The organism is Belnapia sp. F-4-1 (assembly GCF_000802185.1).
Classification (GTDB): domain Bacteria; phylum Pseudomonadota; class Alphaproteobacteria; order Acetobacterales; family Acetobacteraceae; genus Belnapia.
The window spans coordinates 2,732,475-2,753,944 of the sequence record NZ_KN676113.1 but is presented as its reverse complement, the minus strand read 5'-3'; the positions used below and the strand labels follow the sequence as shown (position 1 = coordinate 2,753,944).

Below are 21,470 nucleotides of genomic sequence, written 5' to 3'. Positions count from 1 at the left end.
CCGCTGGCTATTCCGCCAGCAGGCTGCCGCGGCCGACGATGATGCGGCTGACCTCGCAGATATCGACGCTGCGGATCTCCGCCTCGCGCCCGCCGCTCCAGACCACGCGGAAGTCGTAATTGCCGCCGCGTCCGGGGCGGAAGCTGGCCTTGCGGCCCGGCGTCAGCACATTCTCGCCGAGGCGGTCACGGCCCCAGTTGCTGTTGCTGGTCGGGTTGAAATACAGCTCGTCCACCTGCGCGCCCGAATTGTTCACCACCTCGATCGAGGTGTCGCAGCCTTGGGCTGAGGCCTGACCGGCGGCGAGGGCGCCCAGCAGGGCGAGGGACAGGGCGTAGCGGCGGAACATCGGCTTCTCCTGCGATGGGCGGCAGCCTGGCGACCCGTGCCACGGCCCTGCGCAGGGATAGGCCGGCCCCGGTTAAGGAACCACCAACGTCAGAAGCCCCGATGCCGGCTCGCGATGCGGCGCTGCATCACGGGTGGGCGTCGCCGCCCGGCAGGTGGTCGCGCATTTCCCGCAATTCGCCGCTTTCGACACTCGCCAGCGCATTGCGCAGCACGCCCGCGATGGAGCGGTCGTCCATCGTCCGCGCCAGCAGGCCGAGCGAGCCGCCAAGCAGGGCGGAAGCGGCCGAGATGGGGGCGATGTTCTGCTCGAGCATGTACTCGATCGCCTTGTCCACCACCGAGCCGGCGTGGCTGAGGTCGTCGGGGGCCACGCCCTGGGGATCCAATTGCATGCCGTGCGCTCCTTATTCGGTGCGGCAGATAGGGTTTCGGGGGGCCGCCGAAAACCCCTCAGTCGGCTGCCGCCTCGCCGAGGCGGATGCGGGGCTGGTCGAGGTCGGCGGCGCGCTGGGCCGCCGCCGCCGCCTCGGCCATGGCGACCGCTTCCGATTGCCGGCGCCACATCTCGGCATATAGGCCGTCGCGGGCGGTCAGCTCGCCATGGTTGCCGCGCTCCACGATGCGCCCATCCTGCAGCACGATGATCTCGTCCGCCTCCACCACCGTCGAGAGGCGGTGGGCGATGACGAGGGTGGTGCGGTTGGCGGAGATCTGGCGCAGCGCCGCCTGGATCTCCTGCTCCGTGCGCGTGTCGAGGGCGCTCGTCGCCTCGTCGAGGACGAGGATGCGCGGGTCCTTCAGGATGGTGCGCGCGATGGCGACGCGCTGCTTCTCGCCGCCCGAAAGCTTCAGGCCGCGCTCGCCGACCATGGTGCGGTAGCCCTCCGGCAGCCGCTCGACGAAGTCGTGGACCTGCGCGAGCTTCGCGGCGCGGACGATCTCTTCCTCGGTCGCATCCGGGCGGCCATAGGCGATGTTGTAGCGGATGGTGTCGTTGAACAGCACCGTGTCCTGCGGCACCACGCCGATGGCGGCGCGGAGCGTGGCCTGCGTCACGCTTTCGATCGGCTGGCCGTCGAGCAGGATGCGGCCGCCGGTCGCGTCGTAGAAGCGGAAGAGCAGGCGCGAGATGGTCGACTTGCCCGCCCCCGTCGGCCCGACGATCGCCAGCGTCCTGCCCGGCGGGACGTGGAAGGAGACGCCCTTCAGGATCACGCGGTCCGGCCGGTAGCCGAAGCGCACATCCTCGAAGGTAAGCTCGCCCGGCCCGGCGGCCAGCGGGCGCGCGTCCGGTGCATCGGCCACCTCGCGCTCCTCGCGCAGCAGGCGGAACATCGCCTCCATGTCGGTCAGCGACTGCTTCATCTCGCGGTAAACGAAGCCGAGGAAGTTGAGCGGCAGGTAGAGCTGGATGAGATAGGTGTTCACCAGCACGAAGTCGCCGACCGACATCTGGCCGGAGGCGACGCCACGGGCCGCCATCAGCATCACCAGAGTCAGCCCGACGGCGATGATCGCCGCCTGGCCGCCGTTCAGCATGTTGAGCGTGACCTCGGAGCGGGTATAGGCCCGCTCGTAGCGCGCGAGCGAGTTGTCATAGCGCCGCTCCTCATGCCCCTCGTTGTTGAAGTACTTCACCGTCTCGTAGTTGAGCAGGCTGTCGATGGCCTTGGTGTTGGCGTCCTGGTCCATCGCGTTCATCTCGCGGCGGAAGCGCAGCCGCCAGTCGGTGAACATCAGGGTGAAGGCGATATAGACGGCGATGGTGCCGAAGGTGACCGCCGCATAGGAGAAGTCGAACATCCCCCACAGGATCACCGTCACCAGCACGATCTCGAGCAGGGTCGGGACGATGCTGAACAGCATGAAGTCGAGCACGAAGGTGATGCCGCGCGAGCCACGCTCGATGACGCGGGAAAGGCCGCCGGTCTGCCGGTCCATGTGGAAGCGCATCGACAGTGCGTGCAGGTGCTGGAAGACCTCCAGCGCGATGCGGCGCGAGGCGCGCGCCTGCACCTTCACGAAGACGGCATCGCGCAGCTCGGCAAAGCCGGCGCTGGCCGCGCGCAGAAGGCCGTAACCGATCACGAGCGCGATGGGGATGGTGGCGATGCTGCCCGCCTGCGGCCCCAGCGCATCGACGGCGCGCGCATAGACGATGGGGACTAGGACGTTGGCGCCCTTCGCCACCACCAGCAGCAGCAGGGCGATCACCACCCGGGCGCGCAGGCCGGGCTCGCCCTTCGGCCAGAGCCAGGGGGCGAGGGTGAGCAGCGTCCGGAAATGGCTGCGTTCGGCGGAGGCGTCGGAGTGGCTCATGCATCCGGGACATAGGCTTGAACGGCGGCGGGGCAAACGGGCCATATGGCCGGGAGCAGGTGCCAAGGGGTAAAGCGGGGGGATGAGCCCCTTCCAGCGCCATATCGATGCCTGCAACGACCTGCCCTCCCCGGCCGGCTTCATTCCCTTCCGCATCGCGGGGGCACAGGTAGGCTGGCTCGGGCCCGAGCTGGCGCGGGCGCTGACCTTCTTCCCACGCGACTTCCATTTCGATGCCGAGGGGGTGGCGTTGGCCGCCCGGCTGCGCGGCACGCCGGCGCGGGCGGAGGCGCTGGCGGCGGTGGCGCGCTCTCTGGCCGGGCGGGGCTTCTTCACCCTGCGGGATGAGGCCTTCGACGTGCGGGCGGAGCCGGAGGGGCCGGTGCTGGCGCTGCTGGACCGGGGCGCCATCCCCGCCTTCGGGATTCGGGCGGAAGGGGTGCACCTCAACGGGTTGGTGCGGCGGGCGGATGGGTTGCAGGTCTGGGTCGGCGTGCGGTCCCGCAGCAAGCCGGTGGCGCCGGGCCAGTTCGACCATGTGGTGGCGGGCGGCATCCCGGCGGGGCTCGACCCGATGCAATGCCTGGTGAAGGAGGCGGCGGAGGAAGCCTCGATCCCCTCGGCGCTGGCCGTACGGGCGCGGAAGGTTGCTCGCCTTTCCTACGTCATGCGGCATGGCGAGGGGATGCGGCGGGACGTCCTCCATGCCTTCGACCTCGACCTGCCGGAGGAGTTCACCCCCGTGCCGGCGGATGGCGAGGTGGAGCGGTTCGAGCTCTGGCCGGTGCGGCGGCTCTACGAGGCGGTGCGGGACACGGACGAGGTGAAGTTCAACGTGAACCTGGTGCTGATCGACCTCTTCCTGCGCGAGGGGCTGATCGACCCGGCGGGCGAGGAAGGCCGGGCGCTGAGGCAGGGGCTCGAGCAGGGAGGGTGAGCCTGGCCGGGCGAGGATGATGCTGCCCGGACCAAGGTCCACCGTGATCGCAATCGGCGGCGTGGTGGCTGGTGGCGCCGGATGGACCGGCCGGAGCGCCCGTCGCGGGCACCCGGCCAAGGCAATCAGGCCCCTGCCCTACCAGGCATAGGCCGGGCGGTAGGCCACCGGCGGGGGCGGCGCGTAGTAGGCCGGCGGCGGGGCGTAATAGGCCGGCGGAGGGGCGTAGTAGACCCGCGGCGGCGGCACGTAATAGGCCGGCGGCGGGGGCGGCGGGGCGTAGTAGACCGGCGGCGGGGGGGGCGCGGCATAGGCATTCGCCGCGCCGAGCGCCAGCGCGCCGAGGGCAAGGCCGCCGACGATGCCGGCCACCGCGCCCGCACCACCCCGGTGGTGGTGGTGCGGGCCACCCCAGCCACCGCCATGGCCACCCCGGTGCCAGCCCTGGGCCTGCGCTGCGGGGGCGGCGAGAGCAGCGGTGGCGACCAGGGCCGCGGCAGCGGCGATACGAAGCTTCATCTCACAACCCTCCTTGGGTCTGTGGCTGATGAAACGGCCCGATCGTGACGGGCATATGGCAGGAAACCGGCGGAAAGCAGCCGCCGCGTCAATTGGATGCGATGCCGGCGCCGCGCAGGAAGTCGATCAGGGCGCGGTTCACCGCCTCCGGCGCCTCCTGCTGCACCCAATGGCCGATGCCCTCCAGCATCACCGCGCCGCGGAAGCCGGGCAGACGCTGCGGCAGCGCCTCGACCGCCGGCCTGGTCCAGCCGAGCACGGGGTCGGCGGTGCCGGTGATGAAGAGGCTCGGCTGGCGCAGGGTGAGGCCGGCGAAGGGCGCCATCAGCCGCCAGTTGCGCTCGATGTTGCGGTACCAGTTCAGCCCGCCGCGGAAGCCGGTTCGGCGATAGATGGCCGCCAGCTCCGCCAGCTCCGCGGCCGGCAGCCAGGGCGGCAGGGCGGGCGGCTCGGCGAGGCTGGCGAGGAAGCCGGCCTCGGGCAGGTCCGGGCGCCAGCGCTCGGCCTCGGGCGGGTTGCCGGAGAGGGACCAGAGGGTGCGGCGGAGCGTCACCTCCGCATCGCCTTCGAGATCCGCCTCGGCGATGCCCGGCTCCTGGAAATAGAGCTGGTAGAAGCGGTGCCGCCCGGCGCGGCGCAACGCCTCGGTGGGGCTCGCGGGACCGCGCGGGGAGAAGGGCACGCTGAGCCCCGCGACGGCGGGGAAGCGGTCCGGCCGCAGCAGCGCCGCGTTCCAGGCGACCGGGGCGCCCCAGTCATGGCCGACGATCGCCGCCTGGGGCAGGCCAAGCGCGTCGAGCAGCCCGACCATGTCGCCGATCAGGTGGAGGAGCGTGTAGTCCTCGACCGCCGGCGGCGCCTCGCTCCCGCCATAGCCGCGCATGTCGGGGGCGATGGCGCGGAAGCCGGCCGCCGCCAGCGCCTCCAGCTGATGCCGCCAGGAGCGCCAGGATTCGGGGAAGCCGTGGCAGAGCAGCACCGGGGGCCCCTCCCCCGCCTCCGCGACATGCAGGGTGATGCCGTTGGCGGCGATGCTGCGCTGGGTGATCGGCATGCGGCGTTTCCCGGTCTGGAGCGGCTTCCGCTCGACTGCGCTCGCGGAAGCCGCTCCAGCCTGTTGTCTGAACAGGCAAATTACCCCTTACGGGTGTTTCCACCCGTTCGGGGTTTGCTCTAGCTGGCGAAGTCGGGCGCCTCCGCGGCGAGGATGCGCTTGACGCTCTCGAGGTGCAGGCGGGCGCTTTCGCGGTCGCCCTCACGCATCTGCAGGTAGGTCTTCTGCGCCATCTCATGCGGCACCGGCTTGAGCGGGCGGCCGGTGGACATGGCGAGGCGCTGCGCCTCGCAGGCACGCTCGAGGTAGTAGAGGTCGTCCCAGGCCTCGGCGATGGTCGGGCCGAGCACCATGATGCCGTGGTTGCGCATGAAGACGATGTCGGCCTCGCCGATGCTGGCGGCGATGCGGTCGCCCTCCGCCTCGTCCAGCGCCAGGCCGGCATAGTCGTCGTCCACCACGGTGCGGCCGTAGAATTTCAGTGCGGTCTGGCCGGCCCAGAGGAGGGGCGGGCCTTCCAGCATGGCGAGCGCGGTCGCGTTCGGCATGTGGGTGTGGAAGCAGGCGCGGGCGCGCGGGACGTTCTTGTGGACGCGGGCATGGATATAGAAGGCCGTCGCCTCCGGCACGCCCTCGCCGGCGACGACATTGCCGTGGAAGTCGCAGACGAGGAGGCGGGAGGCGGTGACCTCGGCGAAGCCCCAGCCATAGGGGTTGACGAGGAACAGGTCGTCCCGACCCGGCACCATGGCGCTCAGGTGGTTACAGATGCCCTCATGCAGGCCGAGCCGAGCCGCCATGCGGAAGCAGGCGGCGAGGTCGATGCGCGCCTGCTGCACGGCGGCGGCATCGAGGTCCGAATTGCGCAGGATGGCGGCAACGGCGGGCGGGGCGAGGCTGTGGGCCATGGCTTGTCCTTCAGGCGGGCGGCATGGAGGGCGCCAGGGCCTCGTGCCCCGGTGCGTAGAGGGCGTTGCTGATCGCCGGGTTGCGGTTGACCAGCGGGCGGCGGAACAGCGGATGCGTCATGCTGCGGATCTCGTGCTCGACCTGGAAGAGGAGGCGCCCGTCCTCCGGGTCGACGATGTCGATGAAGCGGTACTGGTGCTCGCTGTCCTCGCGGCTGATGAGCCCACGCTCGGCGAGTCGCGCATGGACGCCGCCGAAATCGGCGAAGGCGAGCTGGATGTGGTGGCCGTCATACTCCGGCTGCGGCGCCTCGGTCTCGCGGTAGACGAGGTATTGCGCCGCCGCGACGAGGACGTGCAGCGCGCCGTCCCGCATCGCGGCCGGGGCGCCGATGATCCGGTCGTAGAAACGGCCGATGCCGGGCAGCGTGCCGGGCGGCACGTCGAGCTGCACATAGGGCATGCCGAGATGGGTCCGCCCGAAGCGGGCCGCGTCCGGCTCATGGACGCGCATGCGGTTGCCCCAGGGGCAGGTGACGTCGACATGCCCCTCGGCCTCGGCGAAGGCGAAGCGCGTGCCCTCCAGCCAGCGGCGGGCGCGGTGGAGCTGGTGCAGCAGCAGCTCCCGGCTCGGCGTCACCAGGCCGGTGATGCCACGTAGCACCTGTGCCTTGCCGGTCGGCAGGTGGAACTGGCTGACCCCGGCATTGGCCCACATGTTGTCGAGGCCGGTCATCAGGTAGGGGTCGCGGGTCAGGCCGAGGCCGGTGATGTAGAAGGCCGTGGCCAGCGCCTGGTCGGGCACGCGGAGGTTGACGTGCTGGAGCTCGACAGAGTTGCCGAGGCTTTCCCGGGCCCGGTCGAAGGGGCACTCGACCTTCCTCATCCCGTCCATGATCCGTTCCTCCGCTCGCGGCGTGAAGCTTCGCGCCGGCCCCGGGTCCGTGCAAGGGGTATGAGACCGGTGGGACTGCGCTAGGATGCCGCGAAACAAGGCGGAGACGGGCCATGGGAACGAGCTTCCAGCTGGGGGACCTCACCATCCATCGGGTGATCGAGGAGGAAAGCCCGCTCTTCGACCCGCTCACCTTCTTCCCGAACCTGACGCCGGAGCTGCTGGAGGAGAATCGGTCCTGGCTGGAGCCGGAGGCGATCGACCCGGCGACGGGCAAGCTCCGTCTCGCCATCCAGAGCTACGTGATCCGCACGCCGCACCATACCATCCTGGTCGACAGCTGCGTCGGCAACCACAAGCAGCGGGCCCAGCCCTTCTGGAACGGGAAGACCGACGACACCTGGGAGCGGAACCTGGCGGCCGCCGGATATTCCGTCGGCGACATCGACTACGTGATGTGCACCCATCTGCATGTCGACCATGTGGGCTGGAACACGCGCCTCGAGAACGGCCGCTGGGTGCCGACCTTCCCCAAGGCGCGCTACCTCTTCGCCGAGCGCGAGGTGGCGCATTGGGAGGCGGCGCGGAAGCAGACGCCGAACCCGGTCTTCGAGGACAGCGTGCTGCCGATCCTGGAGGCGGGGCGGGCCGATCTCGTCGCCGAGGACCACGGCGTCGGCGACCACCTGCGGCTGACGCCGACGCCGGGGCATACGCCGGGCCATGTCGCCGTCGAGCTGGGCAAGGACGAGGTGATCGCGGTGCTGACCGGCGACCTTATCCACTCGCCCCTGCAGATGCGCCATCCGGAAATCTCGATGCGGGCGGATACCGACCAGAAGCAGTCTGCGGAGACGCGGCGGCGCTTCCTCGAATGCCATTGCGATACCGGGCGCCTGGTCTGCACGGCGCATTTCCCCTCGCCCTCCACCGGGCATGTGACGCGCTGGGGCGACGGGTTCCGGTTCATGGCGACGGAGGCGTGAGACCGGGGGAATGAGGGTCGGCATCATCGGCTGCGGCGTAGCCGGCAGCGTGCTGGCCGAGATGCTGATGGAGGCGCCCGGCTTCTCCGTCGATGTCTTCGACCGCATGGCGCCGGGCGAGGAGGAGGAAGCCGGGACGGGCCTCAATTGCGGGCCGAATGCGATGAAGGCGCTGCGCCTCCATCTGCCCGCGCGGCATGCGGCGCTACAGGCGGCCTCGCTGCCCTGGACCCGCTGGACCATCGAGACGGTGGAGGGGCGACAGCTCTTCGACCTCGACCTGCACGAGGTGGCGGAGGAGCCGGGCATCCGCCTGCGCTGGTCGGAGCTCTACCGGCAGCTGCGCGAGCCCGTTGCAGGCATCACCCATCACGGGCTGGAGCTGGTGGCGGTGGAGGAGGATGCGGCCGGCCGCCTCGTTCCCGTGCTGGAGGCACCGGACGGGGCGAGGCTGCGTCCGCGGGGCTATGAGCTGCTGGTGGCCGGGGATGGGCGCTATTCCGCGCTGCGGCGGCTGATGGCGGGCGTGCCGCGGCCGGCCTTCCACGGCATCGCCATGACGCGGCTGCTAGTGCCGCAGGCGACCGACTGCCCCTTCGAGGATTACGGCCAGTGGTTCAACGGCTATGCCCGGCTGCTCGCCTACCGGCTGCCGGGCGGCGCGGCCTATATCGCCGGCGGCTTTCCGCTGGCCTCGGCAACCGCCGAGATCCCAGCGGAGGCGAAGACGGCGGCCTTCCAGCGCGCGCTCTACACGCCGGGAGACGGCCAGGCCTGCCCCGCCGTCGCCTGGATGGTGGAGCGCCTGGCGGCCGGCATCGAACAGATGCACTGGGCACGCCTGCAGGATTCGCCGCTGCTGCGGACGGCGGCCGCGGGGCGGGTGCTGTTCCTCGGCGATGCGGCCCATGCGATGGTGCCGACGCTCGGCCAGGGCGCGACCCAGGCGATCGAGGATGGCGTCATCGCGGGCGCCGTGCTGCGGCGCGGTGGCGGGGCGGAGGACGTGGCCGCCTGGCGCGACACGCGCATCGACTTCGTCCGCCGCTTCAGCCTGGAGGCGACGGACACGATGTTCCCGGGCGGCGACCCGGTGGCCGGCTCCATCGCCAAGCGGGACCCAGCATTCCTGGCCAGGCTGCGCCGGCTCTACACCGATGTGCCGAGCCCGGAGGAATTCGCACCGGTGCGCGTGTAGCGGCCGGGGCTTGCGGGAGGAACGACATGAAGATCGGCGCGGCGATGTTCTTCACCGACTATTCGATGGCCCCCGACGAGCTGGCGCGGGCGCTGGAGGAGCGCGGCTTCGAGAGCCTGTGGGCGCCCGAGCATTCGCATATCCCACTGGTTCGCCAGGTGTCGCATCCGAGCGGCGGCGAGCTGCCGAAGATGTACTACGACGTGATGGACCCCTTCGTCACGCTGACCGCGGCAGCGATGGCGACGACGACGCTGCGGCTCGGCACCGGCATCTGCCTCGTCGTGCAGCGGGACCCGATCCAGACGGCGAAATCCGTCGCCTCGCTCGACCGCATCTCGGGCGGGCGCTTCCTCTTCGGCGTCGGCAACGGCTGGAACCGGGAGGAGATCGAGAACCACGGCACCGCCTTCGCCACGCGGCACAAGCTGGCGCGGGAGCGGATCGAGGCGATGCAGGCGATCTGGACGCAGACGAAGCCCGAATACCACGGCGAGTTCGTCGACTTCGCGCCGATGATGACCTGGCCCAAGCCGGTGCAGAAGCCGCACCCGCCGATCATCGTCGGCGGCGCCTTTCCCTGGGGGGCGCGGCGGGCGATCCGCTACGGCAATGGCTGGATGCCGCACCGGGTGCGCCAGCACTATGCCGACGTGGCGGCGCTCATCCCGCATTTTCGGCAGATGGTGGAGGAGGCAGGGCGGCCGCTGGCCGACCTGCCCATCACCATCTGGGGCGCGAAGGAGGACCGCGGCGCGCTGCTGGCCGACCGCGACCTCGGGGTGGAGCGGGTGGTGGTCAGCCTCGATGCGGCGAAGCGCGACGCGATCCTGCCGGAGCTGGACCGCTGGGCGGCGCTGGCGCGTCTGGTCGGGTGACTACAGCACGGCCTCCGCGGCGACGCGCAGCGCCTCCGGCGTCGCGCCGGTGAGGACGACCGTGCCGACCTTTCCCTCCTTCGCCACCGCCTTCCAGTCCTGCAGCCGGCCGCGAATGCGGTCGGCCGGGCCGACGAGGGCGATCTCGTCCACCAGCTTGTCGGGAACGGCGGCGGCGGCCTCCGCCTTGCGGCCGTCGAGGAATGCGTCCTGGATCTTCACCGCCGCATCCGGATAGCCGAGGCGCTTGCAGTAGTCGTTGTAGAAATTCTTGCCACGCGCTCCCATGCCGCCGATGTAGAGGGCGAGTTCGGGCTTCACCGCGTCGCGGCAGGCCTGGAGGTCGTCGCCGAGGCGGATCTTGGTATAGGGGGCGATGTCGTAGCCCGCGAGGCTGCGGCCGGATTTCGTCATGCCCTCCAGCGTCGGGCCCACCACCGCATCGGCGGCTTCGGGCGACATGAAGATCGGCAGGTTGCCCTCCGCGATCTCGCCCGAAAGGCGCATGCCGCCCGGGGTGATGGAGGCGGTGTAGATCGGCAGCGAAGGGTCGCCATGGATGATGCTGCGCAGCGGCTTGCCGAGGCCGGTGGCGCCGGGCCCCTTGTAGGGGATCTGGTAGTGCTCGCCCTCGTGCTCCAGCGGCTTCTCGCGGGCCAGGATGGCGCGGATGATCTCGACATATTCCCGCGTGCGGCCGAGCGGCTTGCCGTTGGGCTGGCCGTGCCACCCTTCCACCACCTGCGGGCCGGAGGGGCCGATGCCGCAGAGGAAGCGGTTGCCGGAGAGGGCTTGCAGCGTCATCGCCGTCATGGCCGCGCAGGTCGGCGTGCGCGCGGGCATCTGCATGATGCCGGTGCCCGCCTTGATGCGCGTGGTGCGGGCGAGGACGAAGGCGATGGGCGTCACCGCATCCGTGCCGTAGGATTCGCCGCACCAGATCGCGTCGAAGCCGAGGCGCTCCGCCTCCAGCACGAGGTCCATCTCGAGCTGCGGCCTGGCGCCGCGGATCATGCCGATGGTGATGCCGAGCTTCATCGCGGTCAGACCTTCGCCAGGACGGTGTCGCGGAAGGCGCGCATGGCGTCGAGCGCCTGCTCCGCCGTCTCGCCGGGGAAGGTGAGGTCGACGGCGCCGACGCCGGCCTCCTTCAGCGCGCGGAGGTCGGCCGCGATCTCGCCCGGCTGGCCGGAGAAGAGGCGGCGCTCGCCATCGCCGGCCTTGGCTGGCACCTCCGGCCCGAATTTCTGCACGCGGTAGGCGAGCGCCATCCCCGCCGGATCGCGGCCGGCGGCGCGGGTCAGGCCGCGCAGCTTCTCGACGGCGGCGCGGTAGCGGGCGAGGCTGTCGAGCGGGTGCGAGGGGTTGGTGCCGATCGGGTACCAGCCGTCGCCAAGCCGCGCGGCGCGGCGGAGCGCCGGCCCGCTCTCGCCGCCGACCCAGACGGGCAGCGGGTTCTGCACCGGCTTCGGCGCAAAGCCGATGTTGCCGAAGCGGACATGCTCGCCCTCGAAGCGCGGGTCCTCCTTCGTCCAGAGTTCGCGGGCGGCGAGGATGTACTCGTCCGTCACGCGGCCGCGGGCATCGAAGTCGGGCGCCTGCAGGGCCTCGAACTCCTCGCGCAGCCAGCCGGCGCCGATGCCGACGGTGAGGCGCCCGCCGGAGAGCACGTCGATGGTGGAGAGGATCTTGGCCGTCAGCATCGCCGGGCGGTGCGGGACGACCATCACCGAGGTGACGATGCGCAACCGCTCCGTCCGGGCGGCCAGGAACATCGCCTGGGTCAGCAGCTCGTGCCGCTCGCCGCGGCTGCTGGTGGGGAATTCGCCGCTGTCGGTGTAGGGGTACTTCGCCCCGATCTCGCGCGGGATCACCACATGGTCGCTGACGGTCGCGTAGTGGAAGCCGAGCGCCTCGGCGCCCTGGGCCAGGCGGGTCAGCGCCTCGGGCGTCGCCAGCGGTCCGCCGCTCGGCGCGTTGAAGCCGATCTGCATGGGTCGGTTTCCTCCCCCCGGCGTTGCGTCGTCCGGGTCTCTGCCACAGGATGCGGCGAGCCCGCGGGACGGGCAAGGGTGACGGGATGGATGCGCTTCTGAACCGGCCGCTGGCGGCGCTGATGGCGGAGGCCGCGGCCTTGCGCGATGCGGGCCATGGACGGCTGTTTTCCTACTCGCGGAAGGTCTTCATTCCGCTGACCAAGCTGTGCCGCGACGTCTGCCACTACTGCACCTTCGCCGAGAAGCCGCAGAAGGGGCGCAACCCCTACCTGACGCCGGAGGAGGTGCTGGCCATCGCCCGCGCCGGCGCGGCGGCGGGCTGCACGGAGGCGCTGTTCACGCTCGGCGACAAGCCGGAGCTGCGCTGGCCGGCGGCGCGGGAGGCGCTGGAGGCGCTCGGCTACACCAGCACCATCGACTACCTCACCGCCATGTGCGGCCTGGTGCTGAAGGAAACCGGGCTGCTGCCGCATGCCAATCCCGGGGTGATGACGCGCGACGAGATCGCGGCGCTGCGCGCGGTGACGGCGAGCCAGGGCGTGATGCTGGAAAGCACCAGCGCGCGGCTCTGCGCGCCGGGCGGCGTGCATTACGGCAGCCCGGACAAGGACCCGGCGGCGCGGCTGGAGGTGCTGCGGCTGGCCGGCGAGCTGCGCGTGCCCTTCACCACCGGCATCCTGATCGGCATCGGCGAGACGCGGGCGGAGCGGATCGAGGCGCTGCAGGCCATCGCCGGTCTGCACGCCGAGTACGGCCATATCCAGGAAGTCATCATCCAGAATTTCCGGGCAAAACCGGGCACGAAGGCGGCGGGCGCCGAGGAGCCGGACCTCGACGACTTGCTCTGGACCATCGCCGCGGCGCGCATCCTGCTCGGGCCGGCGATGAACCTCCAGGCGCCGCCCAACCTTTCGCCGGGCGTCTACCAGCAACTGGTGGCGGCGGGGCTGAACGACTGGGGCGGCGTCTCGCCGGTGACCATCGACCATGTGAACCCCGAAGCGCCCTGGCCGGAGATCGAGGCGCTGGCGGCGCGCACCGCGGAGGCCGGCAAGCTGCTGGTGCAGCGGCTGCCTGCCTATCCCGGCTATGTACGCGCGGCGGGGCAATGGATCGCGCCCGGCGTCGCGCCACGGCTGCGCCAGGCGAGCGATGCCGAGGGCTGGGCGCGGGAGGATCGCTGGTCACCGGGCGAGGTGACGCCGCCGGCGCTGCCGGCGCCGCGCCTCGCTACGGTGGATGCCGCGCTGGCGCGCGATGTCGAGCGCGCATCGGGTGGCGAAAGGCTGGAGCCGGCGGCGATCATGCGGCTGTTTGCCGCGCGCGATGCCGACTTCTCCCATGTGACGCAGGCGGCGGATGCGCTGCGCGCCGCCGTCTCGGGCGAGACGGTGCGCTACGTCGTCAACCGCAACATCAACTACACCAATATCTGCACCTATCGTTGCACCTTCTGCGCCTTCAGCAAGGGGCGGACGCATGAGGCGCTGCGCGGCCCGGCCTATGACCTCGACCATGGCGAGATCGTCCGCCGCGCCGTCGAGGCCTGGGACCGCGGCGCGACGGAGGTCTGCCTCCAGGGCGGCATCCATCCCGACTACACCGGCGAAACCTATGCGGCGATCTGCGCGGCCATCCGCGCCGTGCTGCCGGAGATGCACATCCACGCCTTCTCGCCGCTCGAGGTGACGCAGGGCGCGGCGACGCTCGGCCTCTCGCTGGCGGATTACCTCGCGCGGCTGAAATCGGCGGGGCTCGGCACGCTGCCGGGGACGGCGGCGGAGATCCTCGACGACGAGATCCGCGCCATTATCTGCCCGGACAAGGTGAACACCGCCGAATGGCTGGCCGTCGCGCGGGCGGCGCATGGGCTTGGCCTCAGGACGACGGCGACGATCATGTTCGGCCATGTCGAGGGGCCGGTGAACTGGGCGCGGCACCTGCTGGTGCTGCGCGACCTTCAGGCGGAGACGGGCGGCTTTACCGAATTCGTCCCCCTTCCCTTCGTCGCCATGGAGGCGCCGATGTTCCTCAAGGGCCAGGCACGGCGCGGCCCGACCTTCCGCGAGGCGATGGTGATGCACAGCGTCGCGCGGCTCGCGCTGCATCCGCATATCCCGAACATCCAGACGAGCTGGGTGAAGATGGGCCCGCGCGGCGCGGCGATGGCCTTGCAGGCCGGGGCGAACGACCTCGGCGGGACGCTGATGAACGAGAGCATCAGCCGCGCCGCCGGCACCCAGCACGGGCAGGAATACCCGCCCGAGGCGATGGAGGCGCTGATCCGCTCCATCGGGCGGCTGCCCGAGCAGCGGACGACACTTTATGGTCCGGTGCCGGAGGGGCGGCGGCAGGCGGCCTTCGAGGCGGCGGAGCTGGCGCCGGTGGTGCAGACGGCGCCGCGCAGGCGCGAGGTGGTCCGGGGCTGATCGCCTTTTTGCCGCTCCTGCGTTATGGGGGCGCAAAACCTCTTGCCGGAGAGACCGATGCCCGATCGTCGCCTGCTGCTGAAGGCTGCCGCCCTCAGCCTGCCCGCTCTCGCTGCCCGCGCCCAGGGCTTCCCCGAGCGGGCCCTGCGCATCGTCGTGCCCTTCGCCCCGGGCGGCGCGGTGGACCTGACGGGCCGGCTGCTGGCGGAGCAGCTGCAGCCGGTGCTCGGGCAGAATGTCGTGGTCGAGAACCGTGGCGGCGCCGGCGGCAATCTCGGCGCCGATGCCGTGGCGAAGGCGGAGAAGGACGGCTACTCGCTGCTGCTCGGCTCGGCGAACATCCTTTGCGCCAATAAATTCCTTTTCCGACGGTCGATGCCGCTCGACCCGATGCGCGACCTGGCGCCGGTGACGCGGGTGACGACGGGAACGGTGGTGCTGATCGTCAACGGGCGCAGCCCCTACAAGAGCTTCCAGGAGCTGATCGCGGCGGCGAAGAAGGACCCCGGCAAGCTCACCATGGGCTCCTCCGGCACCGGGACGGTGAGCCATCTCACTATCGAATCGGTGAAGCGCGCGGCCGGCGTCGACATCACCCATGTGCCCTATCGCGGCGGCGGGCCGGCCTTCCAGGACCTGCTGGCCGGCAATATCGACCTGATGTTCGACGTGATCCCGGCGGCGATCGCCAATATCCGCGAGGGCGCCTTCCGCCCGCTCGCCGTCGGCAGCGCCGAGCGCATCGCCTATGTGCCGGAGCTGCGCGAAGTGCCCTCGATGAAGGAGCTGCTGCCGAACGCGAATATCGACATGCAGAGCTGGTACGCCATCAACGCCCCGGCGGGGACGCCGGCAGACCGCATCGGCATCCTGCACCGGGCGCTGACGCAGGTGGTGCGGGGCGATGCCTTCCGCGGGAAGATGGAGCCGATCGGCTTCACCCCCATCGCCGACGAGACCCCGGCCGCCTATGGCGAGTACATGCGCGCGCAGGAAAAGGTGTGGCAGAAGCTCGTCGAGGAGTCCGGCGCGACGATGGAGTAAGGCGCGCTACCGCGCGGGGGGACTGAGCCCGCACTCGCGCAGGAAGGCGAGCGTCCGCGTGCCGGCAGCCTCCGGCAGGCGGGCGAAGCTGGCGAGGTCGGCGGGGTGGTCGATATCCATCCCGATGCCCGGCAGCGGCACGATCTGCGGTTCGATGCCCTGAGCGCGGGCTGCTGCGAGGTGTGGGAAGTAGCTGTCCTCGCCGAAGCGCAGCGGCACGGCGAGCGGCGGCGACATCGCCACGGCATTCGACCCCAGCTCGTCATGCGCGGGGGCGATGGTGAAGGCCGGCGCCTTGCCGTGGGCGGCGAGCACCGCCTCGATCTCGGCCGGCGTGACGGCGGGGATGTCGCCCGGCAAGGTGATGATGCCGCGCGCGCCCTCGGCGGCCAGCACTCGCGCGGCGGCGGTGACGCTGCCGGTATGGCCGTCGCGCGCGCCCTCGGTCAGCACGCGGGCACCGCTGCGCCGGGCGAGGTCGGTGGCCCAGGGGTCGAGCGTCACCAGCGCGACGCCGGCCAGGCCCCGCGCCGCCAGCAGCGCCGCCAGCACCTCGCCGATCATCACCTGCATCAGCGCCACGCGCTGCGCCGGCGCCAGCGCGGGGGAGAGGCGCCCCTTCGCGCCCTCCAGCTCCTTCACCGGAAGGATGGCCCAGGTCATGCGGCAGCCAGCACGGCGCGGGCGAGCGCCACCTTGTCCTCGAGGCTCCGCATCAGCGTCGGCGCGCGGATGACCTGCGCCGCGATGCCTGTCGCATCATCCTCCGGCTCCATGACAAAGTGGGTCAGCAGCCCGGCGTAGCGGGCGGCGACGGCGGCGGCGCTCGGCGCGATGCCGGCCTGCTCGAACATGCGCGCGGTCGGTCCCTTGACCGCCTGCCCGGCAATAATGGGCGAGACGGCGATGACCGGTGCGCCGCAGGCCGCGATGGCCTCGCGCAAGCCGGGGACGGCGAGGATCGGCTCGATGCTGATGAAGGGGTTGGAGGGGCAGATCACCACGGCGCGCGGCCGGGCGCGCAGCGCATCGATCAGCACGGGGTTGGGCCGCGCCGAGGCTGCGCCGGCGAAGTCGATCCCGCGCACCGGCGGGCGGGTCTGGTCGCGGACGAACCAGTGCTGGAAGTCGAGCCAGCCCTCGTCGCTCCGGATGCGGGTCCGCACCGGATCGTCGCTCATCGGCAGGATGCGCGGCCCGATGCCGAACCGGCGGACGATGTCGGCGGTGATGGCGGTAAGCGTCTCGCCCGCCCGCAGCCGCCGCGTGCGTTCGACATGCAAGGCGAGGTCGCGGTCGCCGAGGCGGAACCAGGTCTCGCCGCCAATGCTCGCCAGCGTCTCCATGAAGGACCAGGTCTCGTCGCGCCGGCCCCAGCCGAGCTCCTGGTTGTCGAGCCCGGCCAGCGCATAGGTCAGCGTGTCGATATCGGGCGAGATGCTGAGGCCGAGATGCTCGAAATCGTCGCCGGTGTTGGCGACGACCAGCAGCTCGTCCGGTGGCAGGACATGGCTGAGGCCGAGCGCCAGCTTGGCGCCGCCGATGCCGCCCGAGAGTGCGACGATCACCGGAACAGGTCCTCCACCTCGGGCCGCAGCAGCTCGGCGGCGGGGTTGGGCGGTGCGTCCCATTGAAGGCCGCGGACCAGCACGACGGGCTGCGCCTCGGCGCCCTGGCCCTGCAGCAGGGATGCGGCGGCGGCGATCTCGTCGGCGAAGCCGCTGATGCTGACTTGCAAGGTGCGGCCGAACAGATCCGGCCGTCCGCGCAGGTCCCAGAGCGCGGGCAGGCCGGCGGCGCCGATGGCGACGCCCACCGTGCCACGGCGCCAGGCGCGGCCGAAGCTGTCGGTGATGATGACGGGGCAGCCGAGGCGCGCGGCCAATGCGGCGGCGGTGCCGTCCGGGTCGAGGGGCAGCAGCAGCGCATGGCCCTCCTCGCCGAGATTGGATTGGTCGATGCCGGCATTCGCCATGACGAAGCCGAGCCGGTGCTGCACGATCAGCAGGTTCGGCCGTGCGCGCACCACGCGCTGGCTCTCCGAGAGCACCAGCTCGACGAAGCGCGGGTCCTTCCGCACCCGCTCGGCGAGTTCCAGCGCCTCCGCCGAGGGAGTGACGGAGGCGAGGGCCACGCTCCGCCCCTCCGCCTTGCTGACGATCTTCTGCGCCAGCACCAGCACGTCATCGCCGCGCAGCGCGAGGCCGGCGCGCACCAGCCCGGCCTCGATCAGCGCGGCGAGGTCGTCGCCCGCCTGCACCATCGGCAGGCCGGGCAGCGCCTGCAATTCCAGCCGCTGCACGGTTCAGCCGAAGCGGCGGCGGAGCAGGGGCAGCACCTGCTCCCCATAGAGTTTCAGGAAGCGCGCCTGGTCCGGCCCCGGCGCATGGAAGACGAGGTGGTTGAAGCCGAGCGCCACATACTCGCCGATGCGCTCGACATGCTCCTCGGCATCATCGGAGACGATCCAGCGGCTGGCGGCGCGCTCCAGCGGCAAGGCATCGGCCAGGCGCTCCATCTCGGCCGGGTCCTCGACCGACATCTTCTCCTCCGGCGAGAGGGCGAGCGCGGCCCAGTGGCGGGTATCCTCCAGCGCGCGCTGCTTGTCGGTGTCGAAGGAGACCTTGACCTCGATCATGCGGTCGTAACCGGGCTTCGGCGCACCGGCCGCCTCCAGCCCGGCAGCGAGATTGGGCAGCAGCGTCTCGGTATAGAGCTCCCGCTTCTTGCCGGAGGTGCAGATGAAGCCGTCGCCGCCGCGGCCGGCATATTTGGCGACGAGCGCGCCGGCGGCGGCGACGTAGATCGGCACCATCTTGTCCGGCCGGTCGTAGATCGTCGCCTTGTCGGTCTTGTAGTACTGACCTTCGAAGGTCACGCGCTCCTCCGACCAGAGCTTCCGCATCAGCTGCACCGCCTCGCGCATGCGGGCGAAGCGCTCCTTGAACTCGGGCCAGGGCGCGCCGGTGGAGGGCACCTCGTTCAGCCCCTCCCCCGTGCCGATGCCGAGGATGACGCGGCCGGGATACATCGAGCCGAGCGTGCCGAAGGCCTGCGCCACGATGGAGGGGTGGTAGCGGAAGGTCGGCGTCAGCACGGAGGTGCCCATCACCAGCCGCTGCGTCCGCGCGCCGAGCCCGCCGAGCCAGACCAGCGAGTTCGGCGCGTGGCCGTCGGTGTGCTTCCAGGGCTGGAAGTGGTCGGAGATGAAGCAGGAATCGAAGCCGCATTCCTCGGCGAGGATGCCGAATTCCAGCAGCCGTGCCGGGGCGAATTGTTCGGCCGAGGCCTTGTAGCCGAGCTTCAGCATCGGTGTGCGTCCTTCACAGATCGGCCAGCGCGGCCAGCATGGCGTCGCGTGCGGCAATGTCGCCCTTGGCATGGACGGGCTGGATGCAGAGATGCGTCGCCCCGGCCGCGAAATGCTCGGCGAGCTTCGTCTTCACCGCCGCGGCGTCGCCGGAGATCACCATGGCGTCGATGAAGCGTTCGCTGCCGCCATCCTTCAGGTCGTCCTCGGTGAAGCCGATGCGCAGCCAGTTGTTCACGTAGTTCGGCAGCCCTAGGTAATGCTCCAGCTCGGCGCGGCCCATGGCGCGGGCCTTCGCCAGGTCGGTCTCGAGGCAGACCTTCTGCTCAACGGCCAGCACCTTGCCCGGGCCGAGGATGCCGGCGGCGATGCGGGTATGCTCCGGCGTCACGTTGTAGGGCACGGCGCCATGGGTGCGTTTCGCCGCCAGCTCCAGCATCTTCGGCCCGAGGGCGGCGAGGAGGATGGGCCAGTCCTCGCCCGTCTCGGCCTGGATCCCGTCGAGGTAGCCGCGCATGGCGGGCACCGGCTTGTCGTAGCGATGGCCGCGCAGCCCCTCCACCATGGGGATATGGCTGACGCCGAGGCCGAGCACGAAGCGCCCGCCATGGAAGGCGTTCAGCGTCGCCATGCCGCGACGGGCGGTGAAGGGGTCCCGCGCATAGATGTTGGCGATGGAGCTGCCGACCGTCAGCCGCGTCGTGGAGGCGAGGAAATGGGCGGCGAGGGTGAGGGATTCGTAGACGCGCGCTTCCGGGTACCAGAGCGTGCCGTAGCCGAGCTCCTCCACCCGCCGGGCGAGGGCGGCGAGGCCCGGCCCATCCAGCCGGTCGGCGGGGTACCAGACCCCGAGGCGTCCCAAATCCATCCCATGCCCTCCGCGGCCAGCATTGCGCCGGGGCGGCGCGCTGTCCACCGGCCCTGGTCTTTGGGCCCCGGGGCGCCTAGATCAAGCCCTGACCCGACAGTGAGACAGAGACCCGCCCGTGGACGCCCTGACCCCGGCCGACCTCTCCGCCACGGCACCGAACCAGGTTTCGGCCGAGGCGGGGCGGCGGCGCACCTTCGCCATCATCGCCCACCCCGACGCCGGCAAGACGACGCTGACCGAGAAGCTGCTGCTGCGTGGCGGCGCCATCCAGCTCGCCGGCGCCGTGCGGGCCAAGGGCAATGCCCGCCGCACCCGCTCGGACTGGATGAAGATCGAGCAGGACCGCGGCATCTCCGTTGCGACCTCGGTGATGACCTTCGAGCGCGGCGGGCTGATCTTCAACCTGCTGGACACGCCGGGCCACGAGGACTTCTCCGAGGATACCTACCGGACGCTGACGGCCGTCGATGCCGCGGTGATGGTGCTGGACGCGGCCAAGGGCATCGAGGCGCAGACCCGCAAGCTCTTCGAGGTCTGCCGCCTGCGCGACATCCCGATCATAACCTTCGTCAACAAGATGGACCGCGAGGCGCGCGATCCCTTCGAGCTGATCGACGAGATCGAGAAGACGCTGGCGCTGGACGCCGCGCCGGTCGCCTGGCCGGTCGGGCGGGCGAGCGAGTTCGCCGGCACCTGGGACATGCTGGCCCGCCACTTCCTGCCCGTCGATGCAGATGATCGCTCGGCGGTCGCGCTGTCCGGGCCGGACGACCCGAAGCTGGCCGGGCTGGTCGGGGCCGAGCGGGCGGCGGCGCTGGCCGAGGAGGTCGGCCTCGCCGAGGCGGCCTGCCCGGAATTCGACCTGGAGGCCTTCCGCCAGGGCACCCTCACCCCGGTCTTCTTCGGCAGCGCGCTGCGCGACTTCGGCATCGGCCACCTGCTGGACGGCCTCGCCCGCTACGCCCCGCCGCCGCAGAGCCGCAGCGCCGATGCCCGCCCGGTCGAGCCCGGCGAGGCGGCACTGACCGGCTTCGTCTTCAAGGTCCAGGCGAACATGGACCCGAACCACCGCGACCGCGTCGCCTTCGTCCGGCTCTGCTCTGGGCGGCTGGTGAAGGGGATGCGGCTGAAGCAGGTCCGCACCGGCAAGCAGGTGCCGGTCAACGCGCCGCTCTTCTTCTTCGCCAAGGACCGGCAGGTGGCCGAGGAGGCCTGGCCCGGCGATGTCGTCGGCGTGGCCAATCACGGCACCTTGCGCATCGGCGATACGCTGACCGAGGGCGAGGCGATCAACTTCCGGGGCGTGCCGAGCTTCGCCCCCGAGATCCTGCGCCATGTCCGGCTCGAGGATCCGATGCTGGCGAAGAAGCTGAAGACGGCGCTCTCCCAGCTCGCCGAGGAGGGGGTGGTGCAGCTCTTCCGCCCGCTTGACGGGTCGAACCCCGTCGTCGGTGTGGTGGGACAGCTTCAGCTCGATGTGCTGCAGAGCCGCCTCAAGGTCGAATATGGCGTGCCGGCCGGCTTCGACGACACGATGTGGCAGATGATGCGCTGGGTCACCGGTGACGACCGCGCCGCGCTCGACCGTTTCGCCCAAACCAACCGCCGCGACGCGGGCGAGGACCATGACGGCGCGCTGGTCGCCTTCTTCGGCTCCGACTGGCGGCGGAAACGGGCCGAGGAGGAGTGGCCGATGCTGCGCTTCCACGCCGTGCGCGAGCAGCATGGGCTGGAGATGGCGAAGCGTTAAAATGGATCTCGGAAGGGAACCGGC

At 71.0% G+C, this 21,470-nt stretch carries 21 protein-coding genes; 7 read left to right on the top strand and 14 right to left on the bottom strand.

All coding sequences use genetic code 11. The annotated features are described in order from the left end of the window. Window positions 1-7: 7 nt before the first annotated feature. The 3 genes from LH62_RS13020 to LH62_RS13010 all read right to left on the bottom strand — a co-directional run bounded on the left by LH62_RS13020 (window position 8) and on the right by LH62_RS13010 (window position 2,670). Entirely contained in the window at window positions 8-349 is a 342-nt protein-coding gene (locus LH62_RS13020) for a hypothetical protein (protein WP_052214368.1), read from the bottom strand. A gap of 127 nt (window positions 350-476) precedes the next feature. After that, a complete protein-coding gene (locus tag LH62_RS13015) occupies window positions 477-743 on the bottom strand; it encodes a hypothetical protein (protein WP_043361855.1) in 267 nt (88 codons plus the stop codon). 58 nt (window positions 744-801) lie between these two features. Beyond that, on the bottom strand, window positions 802-2,670 hold the full coding sequence (locus tag LH62_RS13010) for an ABC transporter ATP-binding protein/permease (protein WP_052214366.1): 1,869 nt from the start codon (window positions 2,668-2,670) through the stop codon (window positions 802-804). Between the two features lie 82 nt (window positions 2,671-2,752). Between LH62_RS13010 and LH62_RS13005 the strand changes: the two genes are divergently transcribed. Beyond that, window positions 2,753-3,607 (top strand): NUDIX hydrolase family protein, encoded by an 855-nt coding sequence (locus tag LH62_RS13005; protein ID WP_043361853.1) that lies wholly within the window; start codon window positions 2,753-2,755, stop codon window positions 3,605-3,607. A 138-nt stretch (window positions 3,608-3,745) separates the two neighbouring features. Here the strand turns inward: LH62_RS13005 and LH62_RS13000 are convergent, their stop codons facing one another. The 4 genes from LH62_RS13000 to LH62_RS12985 form a co-directional block, all read right to left on the bottom strand. After that, window positions 3,746-4,126, bottom strand: coding sequence for a hypothetical protein (locus LH62_RS13000; protein WP_052214365.1), 381 nt, complete (start codon window positions 4,124-4,126; stop codon window positions 3,746-3,748). An 88-nt stretch (window positions 4,127-4,214) separates the two neighbouring features. Further along, window positions 4,215-5,180, bottom strand: coding sequence for an alpha/beta fold hydrolase (locus LH62_RS12995; protein WP_043361851.1), 966 nt, complete (start codon window positions 5,178-5,180; stop codon window positions 4,215-4,217). 119 nt (window positions 5,181-5,299) lie between these two features. After that, window positions 5,300-6,088 (bottom strand): aldolase, encoded by a 789-nt coding sequence (locus LH62_RS12990; RefSeq protein WP_043361849.1) that lies wholly within the window; start codon window positions 6,086-6,088, stop codon window positions 5,300-5,302. A gap of 10 nt (window positions 6,089-6,098) precedes the next feature. Beyond that, window positions 6,099-6,983, bottom strand: coding sequence for a hypothetical protein (locus LH62_RS12985; protein ID WP_201445492.1), 885 nt, complete (start codon window positions 6,981-6,983; stop codon window positions 6,099-6,101). Between the two features lie 113 nt (window positions 6,984-7,096). Here LH62_RS12985 and LH62_RS12980 point away from each other — a divergent pair, with 113 nt between their 5' ends. Genes LH62_RS12980 through LH62_RS12970 form a run of 3 tightly spaced genes read left to right on the top strand, consistent with a single transcriptional unit; the run spans window position 7,097 to window position 10,045 of the window. After that, complete coding sequence (locus tag LH62_RS12980) at window positions 7,097-7,969, top strand: MBL fold metallo-hydrolase (RefSeq protein WP_043361848.1); 873 nt, start codon at window positions 7,097-7,099, stop codon at window positions 7,967-7,969. Window positions 7,970-7,979: 10 nt separating this feature from the next. After that, window positions 7,980-9,167, top strand: coding sequence for an NAD(P)/FAD-dependent oxidoreductase (locus LH62_RS12975; RefSeq protein WP_043361846.1), 1,188 nt, complete (start codon window positions 7,980-7,982; stop codon window positions 9,165-9,167). A gap of 26 nt (window positions 9,168-9,193) precedes the next feature. After that, complete coding sequence (locus LH62_RS12970) at window positions 9,194-10,045, top strand: LLM class F420-dependent oxidoreductase (RefSeq protein ID WP_043361844.1); 852 nt, start codon at window positions 9,194-9,196, stop codon at window positions 10,043-10,045. Here LH62_RS12970 and LH62_RS12965 read toward each other — a convergent pair whose 3' ends face one another. After that, the gene (locus LH62_RS12965) at window positions 10,046-11,083 is read right to left on the bottom strand and encodes an LLM class F420-dependent oxidoreductase (RefSeq protein ID WP_043361841.1); all 1,038 of its coding nucleotides are present in this window, start codon (window positions 11,081-11,083) and stop codon (window positions 10,046-10,048) included. Window positions 11,084-11,088: 5 nt separating this feature from the next. Further along, complete coding sequence (locus tag LH62_RS12960; protein WP_052214362.1) at window positions 11,089-12,039, bottom strand: LLM class F420-dependent oxidoreductase; 951 nt, start codon at window positions 12,037-12,039, stop codon at window positions 11,089-11,091. Between the two features lie 86 nt (window positions 12,040-12,125). Between LH62_RS12960 and cofH the strand changes: the two genes are divergently transcribed. Together cofH and LH62_RS12950 are read left to right on the top strand one after the other, a co-directional pair. Then, window positions 12,126-14,471, top strand: a complete 2,346-nt coding sequence (cofH, locus tag LH62_RS12955; protein WP_201445491.1) for a 5-amino-6-(D-ribitylamino)uracil--L-tyrosine 4-hydroxyphenyl transferase CofH — start codon at window positions 12,126-12,128, stop codon at window positions 14,469-14,471. A gap of 57 nt (window positions 14,472-14,528) precedes the next feature. Continuing rightward, on the top strand, window positions 14,529-15,515 hold the full coding sequence (locus tag LH62_RS12950; protein WP_043361837.1) for a tripartite tricarboxylate transporter substrate binding protein: 987 nt from the start codon (window positions 14,529-14,531) through the stop codon (window positions 15,513-15,515). Between the two features lie 6 nt (window positions 15,516-15,521). Here the strand turns inward: LH62_RS12950 and cofC are convergent, their stop codons facing one another. The 5 genes from cofC to LH62_RS12925 are packed head-to-tail and all read right to left on the bottom strand — an operon-like array spanning window position 15,522 to window position 19,693. Further along, a complete protein-coding gene (gene cofC / locus LH62_RS12945; protein ID WP_052214360.1) occupies window positions 15,522-16,178 on the bottom strand; it encodes a 2-phospho-L-lactate guanylyltransferase in 657 nt (218 codons plus the stop codon). Beyond that, complete coding sequence (gene cofD, locus LH62_RS12940; protein WP_043361835.1) at window positions 16,175-17,083, bottom strand: 2-phospho-L-lactate transferase; 909 nt, start codon at window positions 17,081-17,083, stop codon at window positions 16,175-16,177. The genes cofC and cofD overlap by 4 nt, the downstream gene beginning before the upstream one ends. Beyond that, a complete protein-coding gene (gene cofE, locus LH62_RS12935) occupies window positions 17,080-17,817 on the bottom strand; it encodes a coenzyme F420-0:L-glutamate ligase (RefSeq protein ID WP_043361831.1) in 738 nt (245 codons plus the stop codon). The genes cofD and cofE overlap by 4 nt, the downstream gene beginning before the upstream one ends. Before the next feature lie 3 nt (window positions 17,818-17,820). Continuing rightward, the gene (fgd, locus tag LH62_RS12930; protein ID WP_043361830.1) at window positions 17,821-18,825 is read right to left on the bottom strand and encodes a glucose-6-phosphate dehydrogenase (coenzyme-F420); all 1,005 of its coding nucleotides are present in this window, start codon (window positions 18,823-18,825) and stop codon (window positions 17,821-17,823) included. Between the two features lie 13 nt (window positions 18,826-18,838). Continuing rightward, the gene (locus tag LH62_RS12925; RefSeq protein WP_052214358.1) at window positions 18,839-19,693 is read right to left on the bottom strand and encodes a TIGR03620 family F420-dependent LLM class oxidoreductase; all 855 of its coding nucleotides are present in this window, start codon (window positions 19,691-19,693) and stop codon (window positions 18,839-18,841) included. Window positions 19,694-19,811: 118 nt separating this feature from the next. Here LH62_RS12925 and LH62_RS12920 point away from each other — a divergent pair, with 118 nt between their 5' ends. Beyond that, the gene (locus tag LH62_RS12920; protein ID WP_082012546.1) at window positions 19,812-21,446 is read left to right on the top strand and encodes a peptide chain release factor 3; all 1,635 of its coding nucleotides are present in this window, start codon (window positions 19,812-19,814) and stop codon (window positions 21,444-21,446) included. Window positions 21,447-21,470 lie beyond the last annotated feature (24 nt).